Genomic DNA, 14,960 nt, shown 5'->3' with positions numbered 1-14,960 from the left:
GCTTCAATTGGACCAGATCACGCAGTGGAAACGGCAGGCCATCGAGAAGCTGGCCAAGGTGTTCGACGACATCGGAAACACCCGTGCCGCTAAACTTGGCCTTAGATCGTAAAGGGCGCTTCCGAGATCCTATGTTGATGGCAAACACAGTCGTCTTTATTCAGAAATCCTGACTGACGGAAAATGCTGGTCTGGCCTTTATGGCACGAAGATATAGCTGACGTCCTGGGTCAGATCCGGCTGGCTGACGTAGTGAAGTGTCGTTCGCCTGACTTCGGCATGACTGGAACTGATGCCTGCGGCGGCGAGCAAATTCAACACGCCTTGAGATAGCTCGCCCGTTGATACCACGACAACAGGCTGTCTTATACGAGATGCCGCGCCCGGCATCCCCGGATAGGCAACAACCAAGTTTGGATCGTATAGCCGCAGATTCCCTGGAATCTGCGGACCCTCGGAAACCACGACCTGAAAGTCTCCTGCTTCCCGCAACTGTTCGTAGAGGCTCTTGTAATCCAACTGCCCGATTGGCGGCTTTCCCGCCCTTCCGTAGGAAAGGTTGAGTGCCAGCACCGGCATGATGACAAGAGCGGCCACAGCGCTCCAGAACGCGATCTGCCGCAGGCCCCTGTCGCCGCGGATATGACACGAAGAAAGCAGCGCCAACAAAAGCGGCAAAAGAAAAAGGACTGGCTGAAGCCAACGGTCCTCGATGCGCGTCGCCCCGCTGATGACGATACCGACGAATACCACCCCAAGGCTCCATGACACGAGCAAGACGACGAAGCGCTCGCCAGTGCCCATTGCACGCGATCGTGCAATAATGTCGGCGCGGTTGCGCCAGACCGCGATGGCGAAGAAAATCACCGCGACACAGGAAAACAGAACTGTTTTCAGCAGCATCACTCCAATGCCGGTCGCCCGGCTGATCAAAAGGCTTCCGCTGTTGTCGAAGGCGAACTTGTGCGACCGCGCGGTCACATGACGACTGTGCTCCAGCATCCATAGGCCTACCGGCGCAAGCGCGGCCACCAGAACGACCAAGGTGAGCAGGCCGGTCCGCGAGAGAAGTGTCCTCCTGTAATCCGACACTGAAAACCCGGCGATCAGCAATGCTAGGATGAAGAACGTCGCGTTCAATTTGCCAAGCAGGGCGGCCGCCATCGCTAGGCCAAGTGCAACGGCTGAGAACCACGATTTCGACTTCATGTGCCAGGCGAAGCAGAAGAACGTCCAGGCGCAGCCCGCCACACCCGCGACGGAATGGGTAAGGGCGCGCTGCGATTCCCAGCCGATCGGCGGCAGGAGAAAAATTCCGAGCGCGCCCGCCGCCGCAACCCACCGGCCAAGTCCGAGCAGCCGGGCGCCGCAGTAGACGCTGGCATACATGCTGGCGAGAAGGCCGAACTTCACCAGCTGCAGCGTGAACAGATTGACGCCGAAAACGGCCGTGGCCGCACTGACGATCCAGTTGTAGAGGGGTTGCTGCGAGCTGCCGTATCCCAGTTGCCAGGATCCGGCATAGGCAAGCTGTTCGGCATCGTCAATGCTGGCCCCATTCGACACGAAGGTCACGAAAATGATCTGCAACGCAAAGTAGATCAGGACGAAACGGAGAGTGGGATCCGCACCCAGCCATCGGCGCTTACGTGCACCGGACAACGCTTCTGAAATGGAACCTTGCTGCATCGTACTTTTCGGAAGCTCGATCCTGAACGCAGTCGGAAAACCTGGATCTTTCCTCGCACTCTCAGGGACAAGGCGGTCGCCGGCATCTGCTACACCATTGCGGTCGTCGCGAAAATGGTCGGCTGTACATAAATCACATCGTGACCCGATTGAAGCATCAGGTAACGAAATGCAATCCGACGTGGACGGATTGTCAATGATCAGTTGGCCACGGCAAGGGGCTGCTCATCTGGCTATTGTCGACACCTGGTCGCGCTCCTGGTCGACTGAAAATCCACAGACCATCTGACAAAGAGTGAATGCCCTCGAGCTTACCGGCTTCGGCGGCGAGCCTGAGGGGCTTCGCCGCCGCGTCGAGATAGCACTCCCCCTTGCTCAGGTTGAGCTAAGGTTCGTTCCCCTTCCGGTGGCGGCCGGAAGATCATGATCTTATATGCGACTGCGCACCGGCGGCGGTGCGCTTTCAGAGCCCCTTTAGAACCTTCACTTTCCAGAGCCTGCTTGCGGACGAGCCGCTCAAGGGCAGCAATCCGGGTCTCGTATTCCTGCATAAGTTCGGCCATCCCAACAGTCAGATCGACGATCTCCGGCCTTGGGCCTACATCGCCGCTCCCGAGTTAAAGGCCGTGGCCTGAGAACACCGCTTGCGGATCTCCAACATTCCGTTCGAGTTCATTGTCAGGAAAATTCGACCTGCAGCGGAGATCCGCGGCAAAGATAGTCAGTAATATCCGAGTGCGGCTCAATAATCCAAATGTGGCAAGCTTGTTAGCTCCTTCCTTGGCGGCAAGGTGGATGCTGATCTGGCCTGATTCATGAGCCTTGGGATGTCGCATTGCCCGCGCATCTACGGAACCGACTATGTTGAAAACCTATCCGGTGCTTAATTGTATAACCAGCTTAAGTCTCGGTGGCGCCGAATTGATGCTTGCCCGATTTGCGCGAAGTCTTAAGGACACTGCTTACAAACCTCAGGTGCTTTCGCTGATGAAACCCGGCCCAGTGGCCGCGCTGCTTCGCGACGACAGGGTTTCGGTCAATTCGCTTGGAATGGGCAGGTCAAAAATTTCGCTGGTTGAGATAGCGCGCCTGCGGTCGATTGTCAGAGGAACCGGTTGCGACATACTTCATGGCTGGATGTATCATGGCAATATTGCCGCGTCCGTTGGTGCTTTTCTGGGCCGCAAGCAGCCGGTGATCTGGAGCATTCATCATTCGGTCGCTGACGTAACAGAAGAAAAGCCGCTTACGCGCCTGGTCATTCGCATGCTGGCCCGTATTTCAGATAGCCCATGGAAAATTTCATATTGCTCAAGGGTGGCCGCCGACCAGCATGAATCGCTTGGATTTGATCCCTCCAAGCGCGTGGTCATACCGAACGGAATCGATTGTGGCGAATTTCAACCTCGTGCGGATGCCCGACAGCTATTATGTTCGTCCTTTGGCATTCCCGCGGATCGCTTGATCGTCGGCAATGTGGCGCGAGCCCATCCCATGAAAAACCATGAGGGTTTCGTCCGCACAATAGCGCTGCTGTTGAAGCAAGGGTTCAATATACACGGCCTCATCATCGGCGCGGGACACGATGATGGCTCAGCCCGTCGCGTGGCTCGGGACCTCGGCATCGATGATCGTCTGACGACTCCCGGCCCTCAGTTGGATATTCCCAAATTGCTGCCGGGACTGGACGCGTTCGCGCTTTCTTCGGCATGGGGAGAAGCGTTTCCGCTATCCGTCGCTGAAGCCATGGCCTGCGGCGTTCCGACTGTCGCGACCGATGTGGGTGATTGTGGCTGGCTGCTGGGTGACAATGACTTGATCTCGAAGCCGCGGGATCCTGGGGCGCAGGCCGCAATCCTGCGACGCATACTTACATTGACATCAGACGAGAGGCGAATACTCGGATTGGCAGGCAGAAATCGAGTTCTTGAACATTTCTCTCTGGATAAATACACGCACAGCCATGTTCAACTCTATCAAGCGGCGATGGAAGGCGAGCTTCGGCGGCGCTGGCGAAACGGATCCTCTGGCTGAGCCGCGATCCGTCCATTTCGCTCACTACACATCATTCGTATGGGACTGTCCTGGCGGTTCGCGCGACGTATTCAAGATGCTATCGAAAGCTCAGGCTGAAAGCTTTTCAGACGATCGGCCAGCCGGTGCGCCAGTGCAACAACAGTGAGCGTTGGCAAGTCGTTGCCAGCGGTTGGAAAAACTGAACTTCCAACCACAAAGAGGTTGCTGGTTCCGTGCACCTTGCAGTTTGCGTCGACCACCCCTTGTCGAGGATCGTTGTGCATGCGGGTCGTGCCGATATGGTGCCATGTCCAGTTTGGCCGTTGGAGCGCCTCCCACTCCTTGGGTTGGACAACCAGTTTGCCGATCCCGCTCTCGCACAATTCCTGACCTATGATGTCGATCGTTCGCCGTAGGGAGTCCAGCGTGGCCTGGGTAAGGTGCCAGTGCAACTGTGCCTGCGGGAGGCCAAAACGGTCCTTGATTTCGGACAAGACCACCCGGCTTGAAGGGTTGGGTTCGGGTTCCAGAATGTGGTGCAGGCGGAATGAACGCGCCAATACAGCCGGTCTCGTCATATGCATGAGCCAAGTCCAGACCAGGCCAGACGAGGGGCTGGGAATTTTCAGCCGCTCTCCTATTGAGCCGGCTCTCGTCGAGCCCCTGCCCACGCGCTCTCTTTCGCTGGCCAAAAACGTTGATCTCAGCGAGGCCAGCCTGTCGGCGTCCTGACCAAGAAAGCAGGGCTCTATCCAAGCCCTATGGTTGAGGAGTTTGCCGGACGTGAGGGCTTCGGTCGACAAAGTAAGGCCCTGCACGACAACCGAGCCTTGCGGACGCAGTGCGCGCTTTATCTTTTGCCGCCGTGCGATGCGCACCCGGTCGAGCAGGAAGAGCGCCTTCATCGCTTCTCGATTACGAGGGACAATGGTGCCGACGGTGAAGCGCGGATGATCCATGAAGAAGCGGCCGACAAGCCCGTTCTGGTTGCCAACGCCCTGACTCAATAACATCATCCGCGCATTTTCTATGCCACCCGCTGCAAGCACAAATGTGCGCGCCTTTACGCAAATCTGATCAGGGCCCTGTCGGACGACAGCATGGCACACACGCGTGTTTTCGTTGTCAGTCCTTAGCTGCAGAACCGTGCAATTCAGAAAGACAAAAACGTTCTTGGCCGCATCCAAAGGCTGCCGGAGATGCTGGCCTACCCTGAGATTTCCGCACACTGAAGCCATGTCGAGGCGAAGGTGCGTGGATTGCCCGACAGGCAGTCGCGGTCGCTGTCGCAACTCATTCAGGTCTGATGTTCCAAGCGTTTCCTGAGCCCGAACATAGTAAGGCGTCAGATGCTCCCGATCGAATGGCCAACCGCTGTGGGATACCCACGGACGCATGCGAAAATCTTCTTCGTCCAGCGGCTTGCAAAGGGCTCCCCAACCCATCGGCTGCGTGCTACCGCCAAGGCCACGGAGCCGGCAGGTGTTGAGTGGCTCGTAGGGCAGCCCCTTGACCTCACCCGAATTGAGGTCCTGCGCCTCACGGCTGAGCTCCATTCCTCCACTTTCCAGAAGGCACACGGAAACCTTCCGTCCAATCAGATCGGCAGCGAGAGTCAGCCCGGCGGGGCCAGCGCCGATGATGCAAATGTCAAATACTTTATCCGAAGGAAGGTTCTTGAAATCCGATATCGTCACAGCCGCGCTCTATGAGATAAAATCCCTTATTATACTGTTATGCTGTTATACTCCGTTCATGATGTCGCCAACTGATGACAGGATTTTCCTTACACACGTCGACAAACCGATGCCGTTCCTGACGGTGCTCCATGCCGCCTATTTTGCTGACGCAGCGCGAATGGAAGGATAGCGAGCGAAGGCCCATCATTATCAGCGAAGGCCCATCTCAGGGTGCGAGTCCTGCGATGGGCCTTGCGACTATCCACCGGTGAGGGGGAACACCCGGTGGCCGTCGATAATCGCTGATCGACGGCGTTTGTTCCAGCGTTCGGATTTTTCGTAATTTCCGTACATTGGCTCACAGCAAAAGCCCGCGCTTCTCGCGGAGAGCGCGGGCCGATCAGCCGATCTTCAACGGATATCGGGGGCGATATCCGTTGCGAGAAGAATAACATTAGCAATCGCTAAAAGTTCCGTGGCGAAGCCGCGGTCAAAACCGACATAGAAAAGCCCGCCGGCCGGGAGCCAGCGGGCTTCTTGGGTAGCAATTAGGGTTGCCGCCCTTCATGATCCGGGGACTTGGATCGATCTCGATCTTACTCCGGACCGCTTGAATTTCAGTCAGGCTTTGACCTGAAGGACGGTATCTTAACCCGCTGCCACCACGCAACGGCCCACCCCAGGTCACACCCTGAGATGGGCCTTGCGGCTGGCCGCCGGTGAGGGGGAATCCCCAGCGGCGGCTTTTAACCGAAATCGAAAGAATTGGTTCCCGCCGTCGAGCTGTAAATCTGATCTTTACAACCGCGTTTCGTAAGGTCTCTTGTTGGGGCAGAGCACTCGTTTTGTCCTTGCCCAGCTTAGCGAGCCGGTACGAACGCACTACATCGATCGCGCAATACGGCTGCCGGACTAAAGTCTTGCGTGGGCAGGACCGAAGGCCGATGTTGCGATATCCGCGCTGCCTTATGATCGGCGCGGGTTAGGAACGGATCGTGCGATTACTTGGGGATTTCTTCCAGCGCTGGAACAGGCTGTCGCTGGCCTTGCAGTTCCTCGCCGCCGGTGGTTTCGGGCTGCTGGCGGTGATGCTGGTGGTCGGCCTGTGGGTGACATCGCAGATCAGGCAAGGCGTCATCCGCAATTCCGCCGCCACCACGGCGCTCTATGTCGACAGCGTGATCGCGCCGCTATTGCCGGACATGCGCAAGAGCCGTGAGCTTGGCGACACCGTCAAGCGGGCGCTTGACGAGACGCTCGGCCAGGGCGGGCTCGGCAAGCGGCTGGTCTCGTTCAAGCTCTGGCGTCGCGACGGCACCGTTCTTTACGCCAAGGACGCAAAGCTGATCGGCCGCGTGTTCCAGCCGAGCGCCAATCTGGTCGCCGCCTTCGACGGCAATGTGGTGGCCGAGTTCAACAAGCCCGACGACGCCTTGAGCCAGGCCGAGATGGCGAAAGGCGTGCCGCTGCTCGAAATCTACAATCCGGTGCGCGAACCCTGGTCGGGGGACGTCGTCGCCGTATCGGAGTTCTCCGAGGTCGCCGGGGATTTCCAGGCGACGCTGAACTCGGCCTTGCTGTGGAGCTGGCTGGTCGTGGCCGGCGCCACGGCGGCAGCACTTGCGCTGTTGTCCGGCATCGTCTTTCGCGGCAGCCGCACCATCGAGACCCAGCGTGGGGCGCTCGAGGCAAAGGTCGCCGAATTGCAGACGCTGCTTTCGCAGAATTCATCGCTGCGCCAGCGCGTGCAGCGCGCCTCGCGACGCGCCACCGCCATCAACGAACGTTATCTGCGCCGCATCGGCGCCGATCTTCATGATGGACCGGCCCAGCTCGTCGCGCTGGCAGCACTCAGGATGGACAGCCCGATCTTCTCTGACCCCGACGCATCGACCGAGGACCGCGAAGCCGAGATATCCGGGATCCACAAGACCCTCGACGAGGCGATGCGCGAGATACGCGGCATCTGCAACGGCCTCGTGCTGCCGCAGATCGAAACGGCTGATGTCACCGACATTCTGCGCCTGGCCATCACCGAGCACGAACGCAGGACCGACACCTCCGTTGCGGCAACGCTTCCCAGGCAACTTCCGGAACTTGGCCCCTCCGAGAAGATCAGCATTTATCGTTTCGTCCAGGAAGGACTGAACAACGCCTACCGTCATGGACAAGGCCGGGACCAGGCGGTGAAAGCCGGGATGAAACGTAACCGGCTTTTCGTTGAAGTGCTGGATGGCGGCCCCGGATTCGACCCAGCCAAGACCGAGGGGCTCGGGCTCGCTGGCCTGAGAGAACGCATCGAAAGCATAGGCGGGCATTTCGAAACCTCGTCAGGCCCGCAAGGCACGCGATTGGTGATAACATTGTCCGTGGAGGAGCAGCCATGATCGGCGTCATCCGCATCGCCATCGTCGACGACCATCCGCTGTTTCGCGAGGGCGTCGCCCGCAGCCTGGGCGAAATCGGCGGCTTCGAGGTGGTCGGCGAAGGCGCCAGCGCCGAGGATGCCGAACGGCTGGTTTCGGCGATGCAGCCCGACATCGTGCTGCTCGACATCAGCATGCTGGGCGGTGGCCTCGCCGCGGCAGCAAGCATATTGGCCGCGCACCCTCACCAGAAGATCGTCATACTGACTGTGTCGGAGGCCAATGCCGACGTTGCCCAGGCGCTGAATGCCGGCGTGCGCGGCTATGTGCTGAAAGGCGTCGGTTCGAAGACGCTGGCGGAAGTCCTGCACAGCGTCGCGGCGGGCGAGAGCTATGTCTCGCCGACGCTGTCGGCCCGCCTCTTGTCCGACCTTTTGCAGCCGGTGAAACGGAAAACCGACCTCATCGGCCAGCTCACCGGCCGCGAAACCGAAATCCTGCGCCTGGTGGCGGAAGGCCTGAGCAACAAGGAGGTCGCGGCGCGGCTGGCGCTGCAGGAAAAGACGGTCAAGCATCACATGACGCGGGTCTTGTCGAAGCTCAATGTCCGCAACCGCACCGAGGCAGCGCTGATGATGCATGAGGCGCGCGAGCGGGCTGGCTGAACTGCGTGCCGCACATCCGCCTTCGGTGTAAAAAAGTTCACCCCCGCCCTAAGACGGGGGTGACGCGAGAATCGAGGTGTTGCCTGTTATGATCCTCGCTCTCACAAACCTTGCAAGCGGCTGAAATCGGCTGCGGTCGCCGCGCGCTCGACGATGGTGCGGCCGAGCGCGTCCTTCATTTCGAAGCGGCCGTTTTCGATTTTTTCCCTGATGCCGTCGGCGTGGACAACCTCGATGGCGTGGCCGTGAACCCTGACCCTGTCACCTGTCGCCGGGTTCACCTGGCCATTGCCGGTTGCGGAATTGCCATCACTGCCGCCGCCGCCACCACCGCCGCCGCCGGTATCACCGCCGCCGCCACCACCGCCGCCGGTATCACCGCCACTGCCAGCACCATCGCCGCCGCCTTCGCCGCCGCCAGTACTGCTGCCATCGTCGGCGTAGGCACTGGCGGCGGCGATCTTCGCGGCGCCGTCGAACGCAACGTGGCAAGGCGCGATGGTCAGCGCCAACGCTGTTGAGGCTCGCAGGGCGAGCCAGCAAATCCGGGTCAGGGATGGCGTGCTCATCTTCACTTCCCTTGCCCACCTGTTTGGGCCGACCTGTTCGGGCCGGCCCATTCGGGCCGGCCTATCCGGCCGAAGGCTTCACCGGCGTCGTTATTTCACCGTTATCAGCTCGTCGCCACCGGTACCACCGGCGCCATCATCACCACCGGTACCACCGGCGCCATCGTCACCACCGGTACCACCAGCGCCATCGTCGCCGCCGGTACCGCCAGCGCCGCCATCGTCACCGCCGGTACCACCGGCGCCATCGTCGCCGCCAGTACCACCGCCGGCGCCATCTTCGCCGCCGGCACCACCGGCGCCATCGTCACCGCCACCACCGGTGCTGCCGCCAGTATCGCCTCCACCGGCGCTACCGCCGCTACCGCCGTCCTCCTGGGCCTGGGCACTGGCGGCGCCGATCTTCGCCGCGCCAGCACTGTTGAACGTGACATGGTAGGGCGCGACGGCCAGCGCCAGCACCGTTGAAGCCCGCAGGGCGAGCCAGCAAATCCGGGTTAAGGGCAGTTTGCGCATCATGGTCCTCCTTATGCCGGCTGTCTGTCGAAACCGGGGCCGGCGTTGTTGACCGGCGGAGCATCCACAGGTCGGCGCGGTTTCGAAAGCGGCCCACGACTCTTGCCCTGCCCTGCCGGACCTTTTCGGCGCCAGCATCGGACTAAGGTCGTAGCCGGTCCGGCAATCCTGGCGTGTTGGCGGGTGTGCGCGGCTAACGCTCCCCTTGAGTATCAGGATTTCAAGACAGCAAATCCAGGTATTCGCCCGCTGCTGCCTGCAAGGACACTCTGCTCGACACGTTCAGCTTGGAGTAGACCTTGTTCAGGTGAACCTTGACCGTGCCTTCGGATATGTTCAGGTCTCGTGCTATCTCTTTGTTGGACAAATCCCGGCTTGCCAGCCCTAAAACCTCCCGCTCCCGCTCCGTGAGCGGCTTGAAGAGGTCGCGGGCGTGGTCGCGTCGTTGGGTTTCCCTGTCCATTGCTGCTACGATGGTGTCCGCTGGAAGCCATCGGCAGCCGGCCGCCACCGCACGCAGGCAGTCGACGAGGGTGTCAGGCGCGGCGTCCTTCATGATCAGCCCGTCAAGCCCCTTCGATACGGCGCTCATGATGTCCGCGTCGCCGATATCGGCCGTCAAAAACACAATGCGCGCCGGCAGCGTTGCCGCCCTGACTTCTCTCAGAATATCGAGCCCGCTCACGCCAGGCATATTCAAATCGATGACCGCGATGTCGGGTCTGCTTCTTTGAATCTCCGCCAGGGCCGCCGAGCCATCGCTGCAACTGGCGACGATTTCAAAGCCCGGGTTCCCATTGATCAAGGAGGCCAAGCCACGCAGTACAACCGGATGGTCATCGGCAAGCAATATTGTCGTGGAGACATTCTGACGGCTCATTCGATCGGGACCTTCAAATCGATCTCAAGACCCTCAGGGGAGCTATGGAGATGCATGATGGCGCCGAGGTCTCTCGCTCTTCGCCTGAGGGAGGCAGAACCGAGCCTTGCCTCGAACACGCGTTTATGGGAGAGGGATCCCGACAGCCCAGGCAGGCCACTGCCATTGTCCCGCAGGCGAATGGACAGCGCTTTTTCCGACTCCGCCACGTCGAGCCGGAACTTCGTTGCTCCCCCATGCCGGACCCCGTTGGCAACAGCCTCGGCCATGAACAACGACAGGCCCTCCACTGTTTCTCGGCTGGCGACGAGGCCCCCGGGGGACACCGCAAGTGACGTCCGGCAATTCCACTGCGTCTCCATTTTCCTCAGCACATCAGCCACAGCGGCTTCGACGAGCGTGTCGGCGGCACGTCCGCGATCATTGCCGCGCGCTTCCGAAACCAATTGGCGAAGCAGGTTCTGCTGTTCCGCTACAGAGCCCCTGATCTCGGCGATCTGTCGCCTCTCGGGCGTGGCAACACCTCGCTCGAGGGCCTTCAGCTGCAGCCCGATCGCCGCAAGGGACTGCAGAAGGCTGTCGTGAATATCCCTGGCAAGCCTGCTCCTCCCTTCCCGCATCGCTGCCTTTACAAGCTGCTGCCTGAGGTGATGATGTTCTATTTCCGCTCCGATCCGCAGCGCCGCGATGGCGGCCAGCGGCATCAGATCGTCCCCGAGGTCATGGTCCCCGACGAGGAACAACCAGCCGCTGTGGGATGCGCCGCCGACGGGAGCCACGACCGAGTGTCGTATGCCGTGGTCGTTCAGGATCCGCGTTGATATTTCGTTTTGGGCGCTTGAGGCCGCGCCTGATCTGGTGCTGTCCTGGGCGACGGCCGTTTCGGCGTCGGCTGCGGCTTCCATCGAGTATCGAGTGCTGCCGTCCACGAACTCGGCGACGTAGCGATGCGGCTCGTAGTGGTCCTCCCACACGACCAGCAGACGCGGGACATTGGCCGTCTTGGACAGGTGAGCGAATATCTGATCAAGGGCCGGAAACCGCTCGTCCGTGCTCGGTCCATCCGGCCATGACGCCAGTTGCGCATAGCGCATGCGTTCCCGTTCCAGGATGGCGCCAAAATACAGAAACAGAATGCCGGCCACGATCAGGTAGGCACTGCGAACAATCGTCCTGGTGACGTCTTCGCCAGTATCGATGTCCGCCGTCATGGCGAGAAGACCGTAGATAAACACGATCAGGATTGCCGTGGCGATCACGCCGCGCCAACTCCACCGCAATGTTGCCGAGAAAAGCGCGAAGGTGAGGAAGACGAACAGCGGACTGGTCGGCCCCTCGGTAAGATAGATCAGGACGCTGAATACGGCGATGTCGATGGCGTGGACCGCAAGTGCGACAACAGGCCCGGGCGAAACCCGCATTGTCGTCAGGGCAAGCGCGCCCGCATAAACGACATAGGCGCCCAACAGATAGTAAGCCAGTGCGCTGCTGCGAGCCGGCTGCGACGGATCGGCGTAAATAGCCAAAAGTGCGAATACGGCCAGCGCAAATCGCGAGGCGGCCACCATCTGCCACGGGCGCACACTGCGAAACCAGTTGCCCAAACGGGTCCGATGCCCCGTAGTACCGCGCCGGAAGAAGTTCCAGCACGCTCCCCAATCGTCCTCCAATTACCCAACTCCCGCTTCTACCCCGGCCCAAGTATAGCGCATTACAACGGTGCGTTGTGGCATTTCCTAATATTTAGTTAAGGCCGTTTGCCGTTGTAGGCTTTTTTCACATCGGCGGGATGGCCGGGAGGAACACCTGGGCGCGCTACCTATCAGTAAATAAAGAATTTTCTGCACTGCGGGAGTACATCTGCAAAAAGGCGAATTCCTGTCGTTAAGGTAAATAAACCGTATATAACCTCGGATATATAGACGACCATGTCCGGTTGGCGCATGGATATCGGGTCATGGCAACAGCGGGGGCAAATACCGTCTGTCGATGCTGTGGAAGACAACGTGGAGGACGCGCGCCTCGGCGACGTGAAAACACGTTCATACGGAGATGGTAAAAATGCGTAAATTGATAGTTTCCACTGCGGCGCTGGCCATCCTGGCAGCGTTCCCGATGGGCGGAGTCCAGATTGCCCAGGCGGCCGTTGTTGAAGGCTCGGATGTCTGCGGCGAGTTGCCGAACGTCAAGTGGAGCTGGGAGATCTCGAGCACTAGCGTTCAGTCAGGCGGCGAAACCTCGACCACGATCGGTGATGTTACCTACCAGGGTGCTTTTGACCAGGTTGGGAAGGCGGATGTCACCACGACGACGAGCGCCATCATTGAAACGACGACCAACACGTGCACGGCAATCAATCCGGCCGGCGTGCCGAATGACGATCATTCGACCACCACCACGACAGTGGTCGAGATCGCTCCGGCAACCTCCTCGACTGTTAACGAGGTGGTGTGCAATCCCGGCAGCGAGTTGCCCGACTGCCCGCTCTGACTGAGTCTGACGTCCCCCGTCTAGCGAAGCAGGGCAAGTGAGGAGGAGGTCCCGCCTCCTCCTCACTTCCTGTTCACCGTTGACGGACCACAATCCGGTTGGACCCAGGAGTCATAGGCAAGGCGATGCGCAAGATACCGAGATGGGCATTTTCCAGTGCGGCAATTGTCGCCGCCGGCTGGGTCGCGGTCCATAGCGGATCTTTCGCCGAAGGGTGGGACGACCTCATCTCGGCCAGCGGCGCCTTTATTTCCGACGGAATGGCGGCGGTCTCCAACAATTCTTCATCTGGATCGGCTGTCTACTATCGCATTGCGTTCGCAGAGGAACGCCGGATTATCGACAGCGTGCAGGCGACCGGAGCGGTCACGCCTGTGGCGCTGGTTTCCGTAAGTTCGCAGATTTCCGGCCAGATCAAGGAGCTCAATGCCGACTTCAACAAGGAAGTCCGGCGCGGCGATGTCCTGGCAGTGATTGATCCGCTCGGCTTCCAGATTGCCGTCGAACAGAGCGAAGCCCAACTGGGTATCGCCATGGCGAGCGTGCAGAAAGCCGAAATTGCCCTGCGCCAGACGCAGGCGGACTTCGACCGCAAGAAAGCCTTGGCTGGAAAGGGAGTTGGGGCGCAGGCCGACTCAACCATTGCGGAAGCAACGCGCGATATCGCGGCTGCCGATCTCGAGAACTCACGGCATGCGCTCAAGGGCGCGGAAGCGGCCGTCAAGCAAGCCCATGCCGACCTTGACCGAACGGTCATCCGCTCGCCCGTGTACGGCACCATCATCGTGCGCAATGTCGAGGTTGGCACTACGGTCGCCGCCAGCCTGCAGGCGCCGGTCCTGTTCACGATCGCGCAGGATCTCCGCCAGATGCAGATCAACACCTCGATCCCCGAAGCCGAGATCGGCCGCATCCGCCCCGGCCAGCGCGTGGAGTTCACCGTAGATGCCTTCAAGGGGCGGACTTTTGAAGGCGAAGTGGTGCAGATCCGGAAGCAACCGCAAATCACACAAAACGTGGTGACCTACACGGTCGTCGCGAACGCACCGAATGAGAACCTGCTGCTGCTGCCCGGCATGACGGCGACGGCGAGGATCATCATCGACGATAATGAAAAGCAGCTTGCCGTTCCGAACGCGGCCTTGCGCTTCCATCCGCCAGGGCAGCCCAGGGGTGTCGACAATGCGGTCTACGTCCAGCGCGACGGCGCGCTGGTCGGCATTCCCGTCCAACTGGGCGCTACCGACGGCGCGTTTACAGCGATCACTGCCGAAGCACTTAGGCCCGGCAACTCCGTCGTCACGGGGCTCTCGGAGAGTCCGGGACAGGGCGCGCAGAAAGAGCAGAAGGTCCTCGGGGTCTTCTGATGCCGCTCGTTGCGCTCGAAAAGATCAGCAAGGCCTACAGGCTGGGTGAGACGACGGTTCATGCCGTGAACGGGATTTCGCTAGCGATCGAGAAAGGCGAATCCGTTGCCATCATGGGTCCTTCGGGGTCTGGCAAATCGACCCTGCTCGGTATTCTTGGCTGCCTCGACAGTCCGACGAAAGGGAACTACAGGCTGGCGGGCGAAAGCGTCACAAGGATGTCGCCGGCCAAATTGGCCGAGCTCCGGTGCCGCAGGATTGGCTTTGTGTTCCAGAGCTTCAATCTGCTTCCGCGCCTGACGGCGCTGGAGAATGTCGAGCTGCCGCTCGCCTATGCGATGATGCGGCCGGCGATGCGGCGCAGGACTGCCCTAGCTATGCTTGAACGGATCGGACTTGCGGATCGCATGGCCCATTATCCAAGCCAGCTTTCGGGCGGCCAGCAGCAAAGGGTGGCGATCGCCCGCGCACTGGTCAACAGTCCCGACCTGATCCTCGCCGACGAGCCCACAGGAGCGCTCGACACCGCGACAGGAGAAGAAATCCTCCGCCTGCTGGAGGAGGTGAATGGAGAGGGCAAAACCGTCGTCATCGTGACCCATGACAGTCAGGTCGCATCGCGTATGGCGCGCACGATCAATCTTGTCGACGGCAGGATCACCGCAGAACGCGTGCGGGATCGCCCGGTCGAGCCGGTTGCGCTGGTGGCGGCGCAATGAGGGC

The 14,960-nt window shown here is 60.3% G+C and carries 12 protein-coding genes; 6 read left to right on the top strand and 6 right to left on the bottom strand.

The genetic code is table 11. The annotated features are described in order from the left end of the window. Positions 1 to 198 precede the first annotated feature (198 nt). Entirely contained in the window at positions 199 to 1,689 is a 1,491-nt protein-coding gene (locus EN859_RS24675) for a glycosyltransferase family 39 protein (RefSeq protein WP_127855426.1), read from the bottom strand. Between the two features lie 861 nt (positions 1,690 to 2,550). On the opposite strand from EN859_RS24675, the gene EN859_RS24665 reads away from it, so the two are divergent. Further along, positions 2,551 to 3,723, top strand: a complete 1,173-nt coding sequence (locus tag EN859_RS24665) for a glycosyltransferase (RefSeq protein WP_127855425.1) — start codon at positions 2,551 to 2,553, stop codon at positions 3,721 to 3,723. A 71-nt stretch (positions 3,724 to 3,794) separates the two neighbouring features. Here the strand turns inward: EN859_RS24665 and EN859_RS24660 are convergent, their stop codons facing one another. Then, positions 3,795 to 5,402 (bottom strand): GMC family oxidoreductase, encoded by a 1,608-nt coding sequence (locus tag EN859_RS24660; protein ID WP_127855424.1) that lies wholly within the window; start codon positions 5,400 to 5,402, stop codon positions 3,795 to 3,797. 974 nt (positions 5,403 to 6,376) lie between these two features. Here EN859_RS24660 and EN859_RS24655 point away from each other — a divergent pair. Further along, positions 6,377 to 7,771 carry a sensor histidine kinase gene (locus tag EN859_RS24655; protein ID WP_127855423.1) on the top strand — a complete coding sequence of 465 codons (1,395 nt, stop codon included), beginning with the start codon at positions 6,377 to 6,379 and terminating at the stop codon, positions 7,769 to 7,771. Beyond that, on the top strand, positions 7,768 to 8,415 hold the full coding sequence (locus EN859_RS24650) for a response regulator transcription factor (RefSeq protein WP_127855422.1): 648 nt from the start codon (positions 7,768 to 7,770) through the stop codon (positions 8,413 to 8,415). Before EN859_RS24655 ends, EN859_RS24650 begins: the two co-directional genes overlap by 4 nt. A 101-nt stretch (positions 8,416 to 8,516) precedes the next feature. On the opposite strand, the gene EN859_RS38300 is transcribed toward EN859_RS24650, so the two are convergent. From EN859_RS38300 to EN859_RS24625, 4 genes are all read right to left on the bottom strand, one after another. Further along, complete coding sequence (locus EN859_RS38300) at positions 8,517 to 8,927, bottom strand: hypothetical protein (RefSeq protein ID WP_348632943.1); 411 nt, start codon at positions 8,925 to 8,927, stop codon at positions 8,517 to 8,519. Positions 8,928 to 9,088: 161 nt separating this feature from the next. Then, a complete protein-coding gene (locus tag EN859_RS24635; RefSeq protein ID WP_127855420.1) occupies positions 9,089 to 9,373 on the bottom strand; it encodes a hypothetical protein in 285 nt (94 codons plus the stop codon). A 347-nt stretch (positions 9,374 to 9,720) separates the two neighbouring features. Next, entirely contained in the window at positions 9,721 to 10,380 is a 660-nt protein-coding gene (locus EN859_RS24630) for a response regulator transcription factor (RefSeq protein ID WP_127855419.1), read from the bottom strand. Then, positions 10,377 to 11,639 (bottom strand): histidine kinase, encoded by a 1,263-nt coding sequence (locus tag EN859_RS24625; protein ID WP_210237720.1) that lies wholly within the window; start codon positions 11,637 to 11,639, stop codon positions 10,377 to 10,379. The genes EN859_RS24630 and EN859_RS24625 overlap by 4 nt, the downstream gene beginning before the upstream one ends. Positions 11,640 to 12,441: 802 nt before the next feature. On the opposite strand from EN859_RS24625, the gene EN859_RS24620 reads away from it, so the two are divergent. From EN859_RS24620 to EN859_RS24610, 3 genes are all read left to right on the top strand, one after another. Continuing rightward, positions 12,442 to 12,870, top strand: a complete 429-nt coding sequence (locus EN859_RS24620) for a hypothetical protein (RefSeq protein ID WP_127855417.1) — start codon at positions 12,442 to 12,444, stop codon at positions 12,868 to 12,870. A gap of 125 nt (positions 12,871 to 12,995) precedes the next feature. Further along, on the top strand, positions 12,996 to 14,237 hold the full coding sequence (locus EN859_RS24615) for an efflux RND transporter periplasmic adaptor subunit (protein ID WP_127855416.1): 1,242 nt from the start codon (positions 12,996 to 12,998) through the stop codon (positions 14,235 to 14,237). After that, a complete protein-coding gene (locus EN859_RS24610) occupies positions 14,237 to 14,956 on the top strand; it encodes an ABC transporter ATP-binding protein (RefSeq protein WP_127855415.1) in 720 nt (239 codons plus the stop codon). The genes EN859_RS24615 and EN859_RS24610 overlap by 1 nt, the downstream gene beginning before the upstream one ends. The last annotated feature ends 4 nt before the right edge of the window (positions 14,957 to 14,960 follow it).

It is taken from the genome of Mesorhizobium sp. M00.F.Ca.ET.216.01.1.1 (assembly GCF_004010325.2).
In the GTDB taxonomy this organism is placed as follows: Bacteria; Pseudomonadota; Alphaproteobacteria; order Rhizobiales; family Rhizobiaceae; genus Mesorhizobium.
This window is presented reverse-complemented; position numbering and strand designations above follow the sequence as displayed.